We start from the raw sequence: 3,187 nt of genomic DNA, 5'->3' as shown, positions 1-3,187 counted from the left end.
AGTTGGGTGTATTTCTTCATTGTGTGCTTTCCAATTGCGAGTTGAAAAAGTCCAATGATTCTACGAATACACCTAACTTTTTCAACTAACTACAAATGTGTCGCACTTGGGATTTGAATCTGCGATTATAATATGCCGATGAGAATCAAAAAATCCAGCCTGTTCATCACAAAATAAACCGGATTGTTTCAAAGTGTTTTTAGGATAGGAAAAAAGGCAATAAAAAAGGCGCATTACGCGCCTTCTTGGGATTGATCAGTAAAGCTCAATCTTATTTATCTTTATTGCCGAATAGCGGGCCCATACCACCGCCACCGAATTGCTTTTGCATATTGCCCAATGAACGCATCATTTTTGCCATACCTGACGGATTGGCAAATTTCTTCATCATTTTCGCCATTTGCGCGTGTTGCTTGATGAGTTTATTCACTTCAGCAACATCCATACCGCAACCTGCTGCAATACGTTTTTTACGACTTGGGTTCATGAGGTCCGGGTTACGACGCTCTTTAATGGTCATCGACTGGATAATCGCTTCCATCTTTTTCACTTGCTTTTCGGGGTTCGCCTGCGCAATCGCATCCTGAATACCCGAGTTGCTCATGCCTGGAAGTTTATCTAGGAAGCCCATCATGCCGCCCATTTTATTCATTTGCTCAAATTGCATCAGCATATCTTCAAAGTTGAAGCTGCCGCCTTTTTGCAATTTTTTCGCCATTTTTTCGGCTTTTTCTTTGTCGATCTTGCGTTCAACTTCTTCGACCAAAGAAAGCACATCACCCATACCCAAGATACGCTGAGCGATACGCTCAGGATGGAATGGCTCAAGTGCATCGAGCTTTTCGCCCATACCCAGGAATTTAATTGGCTTGCCGGTAATTGCACGAACTGAAAGCGCCGCACCACCGCGTGCATCACCATCAGTTTTCGTGAGGATCACACCGGTTAATGGAAGCGCATCATTAAAGGCTTTGGCTGTATTCGCCGCATCCTGACCGGTCATGGCATCGACCACGAACAGGGTTTCAGTCGGCTTGATGGCAGCATGAAGCTCTTTAATTTCGTCCATCATTTCGTCATCGACGTGTAGACGACCTGCGGTATCGACAATCAGCACATCAGCAAACTGGATTTTCGCTTGTTCAATGGCACGGTTGGCAATATCAATTGGTTTTTCATTGGCATTCGATTCAAAGAAAATCGCGCCAACTTCACCCGCTACAGTTTGCAGCTGTTTGATTGCCGCTGGACGATAAACGTCGGCAGAAACCATGGCCACTTTTTTCTTTTGACGCTCTTGCAGGAAACGTGCAAGTTTTGCCGCAGTCGTGGTTTTACCCGCACCTTGCAAACCTGCAAGCAGTACAACCACAGGGGGTTTGGCTGCGAGGTCAAGGCTTTCATTGGCCTCACCCATCATTTTGGTCAGTTCGTCATGTACAATTTTGACGAACGCCTGGCCCGGTGATAACTGAGTCATCACTTCTTGGCCCAATGCCTCTTCCTTAACTTTCGCGATGAACTCACGAGTTACAGGTAACGCCACATCGGCTTCAAGAAGTGCCATACGCACTTCACGTAACGTATCTTTAATATTGTCTTCGGTTAGCTGCCCTGAGCCAGTAACATTTCTTAAACTCTGCGTGAGTCGTTCTGTTAAGGTATCAAACATTGCAAATTCCGCTTAAAATAGCCGTGAGCAAAAAATTGTTTCTTAAAATAGAAAATTTATGCATAGAATGCTATAGGATACTGTAGTTCGCATCGAATTTATATAAATGAATATTCATCATCCTGAAAAAGGTTTGACATGATTAGCCTGCCCTTGGTTTACACGATCTTAGCATTAATCGCTTATACCTCATCTTTCTGGTATCTGTTTATCCACTTAATGTCAAAACGTGATCCAAACCATTGGCTTATTGGGCTGGTACTGGGTTTAGGGGTAATGTTGCACGGGGCTGTGCTGTATAGCGATATGCTGACCCCTTTAGGCATCAATTATGATGTTTTTGTGCTGATGTCATTTACCTCTGGTCTGATGCTGCTGCTCAGCCTGCTGTTTAGTACCTTTCGTCCCATTTTGGCACTGAATTTACTGGGTATCCCTGTTGCTGCAATCGGTCTCATTTTAGGTTTTACCTTAAGCAAGACCAATCAGGTGATTGAACAGCATTCTCTGGGCCTAGACATTCATATTATTTTGTCTTTATCCGCCTATGCGGTTCTGTTGATGGCCACCATTCAAGCCGTGATTTTGTGGTTTCAGAACCGTGAATTAAAGAATAAGACCAAAAGACTGTGGGTTAATTTACTACCTTCATTCCAGGCCATGGAATCCTTGCTGTTTGATTTAATCATTACCGGTTTTATCTTGCTGACTTTAGCGCTTGGTTTTGGTTTCTTTACCATTGAAAATTTCTTTGCCCAGCATTTGGCGCATAAAACGGCGTTTAGTATTATTTCCTGGTTTGTTTATGGCTTTCTGTTGATTGGTCATTATAAATTTGGCTGGCGCGGTCAGAAAGCCATTCGCTTTACTTTGATTGGTTTTATGCTACTGGCGATTGGTTTTATTGGTTCCAAGTTTGTACTGGAAATGATTTTGGGTAAGTAAGACCCTTTTGTTCAGTGTGTCTAATTAAAAATATGGAACATGATAAATCATTAAAAAGGCCCAACCCTTATGGTTTGGACCTTTTTTTCATACGATATATCATTGATTAAAAATAGGCTTTGTTGCACAAACCTATCTGTAAAGGCTTTTTCAGCGATATAATTTTCAAATGAAGAAGCCTACACACAAAATCTACCGCACAACCAATTGGCCCGCATATAACCGAGCACTCATGAGTCGCGGAAATATTGCCCTTTGGTTTGATCCTGCTACGCAATGGTATGCGCCATCAAAAGGCAAACAAGGGCGAAATCAAACCTACTCCGACGCAGCCATCCAATGCTGCTTAATGATTAAATCCTTATTCCGTCTGTCTTTACGTATGGTTACTGGCTTTGTGCAAAGTCTGATTAAACTTTGCGGCTGAGCAGCCCCGAATATCAGGGTGAGTAGACCAAGGGAATTTCACCCTTAGCCCCTCGCAGAACCGGACATGAACCTCTCAGCTCATCCGGCTCCCATTATCCAACCGATGGTAAACATCCCATTTTCCAGTGCACAAAGGCATTT

Annotated in this window: 2 protein-coding genes and 1 pseudogene; 2 read left to right on the top strand and 1 reads right to left on the bottom strand. The window is 43.2% G+C overall.

All coding sequences use genetic code 11. From position 1 onward, the window contains the following. Window positions 1-271 precede the first annotated feature (271 nt). Entirely contained in the window at window positions 272-1,672 is a 1,401-nt protein-coding gene (ffh, locus tag FTT83_RS15660; protein WP_086196094.1) for a signal recognition particle protein, read from the bottom strand. Between the two features lie 138 nt (window positions 1,673-1,810). Between ffh and FTT83_RS15655 the strand changes: the two genes are divergently transcribed. Both FTT83_RS15655 and FTT83_RS15650 read left to right on the top strand, forming a co-directional pair. Then, complete coding sequence (locus FTT83_RS15655; RefSeq protein ID WP_086196095.1) at window positions 1,811-2,617, top strand: inner membrane protein YpjD; 807 nt, start codon at window positions 1,811-1,813, stop codon at window positions 2,615-2,617. A 169-nt stretch (window positions 2,618-2,786) separates the two neighbouring features. After that, window positions 2,787-3,041, top strand: a pseudogene (locus FTT83_RS15650) (transposase); the annotation flags it as partial. Window positions 3,042-3,187: the final 146 nt, after the last annotated feature.

Source organism: Acinetobacter sp. YH01018 (genome assembly GCF_013420295.1).
In the GTDB taxonomy this organism is placed as follows: domain Bacteria; phylum Pseudomonadota; class Gammaproteobacteria; order Pseudomonadales; family Moraxellaceae; genus Acinetobacter.
Note: the sequence above shows the minus strand (reverse complement) of the source record. Positions and strands in the feature narration are given on the sequence as shown.

Coding starts and splice junctions, on each gene's coding strand:
- ffh (WP_086196094.1), bottom strand. CDS start 1,672: ATGTTTGATACCTTAACAGAACGACTCACGCAGAGTTTAAGAAATGTT.
- FTT83_RS15655 (WP_086196095.1), top strand. CDS start 1,811: ATGATTAGCCTGCCCTTGGTTTACACGATCTTAGCATTAATCGCTTAT.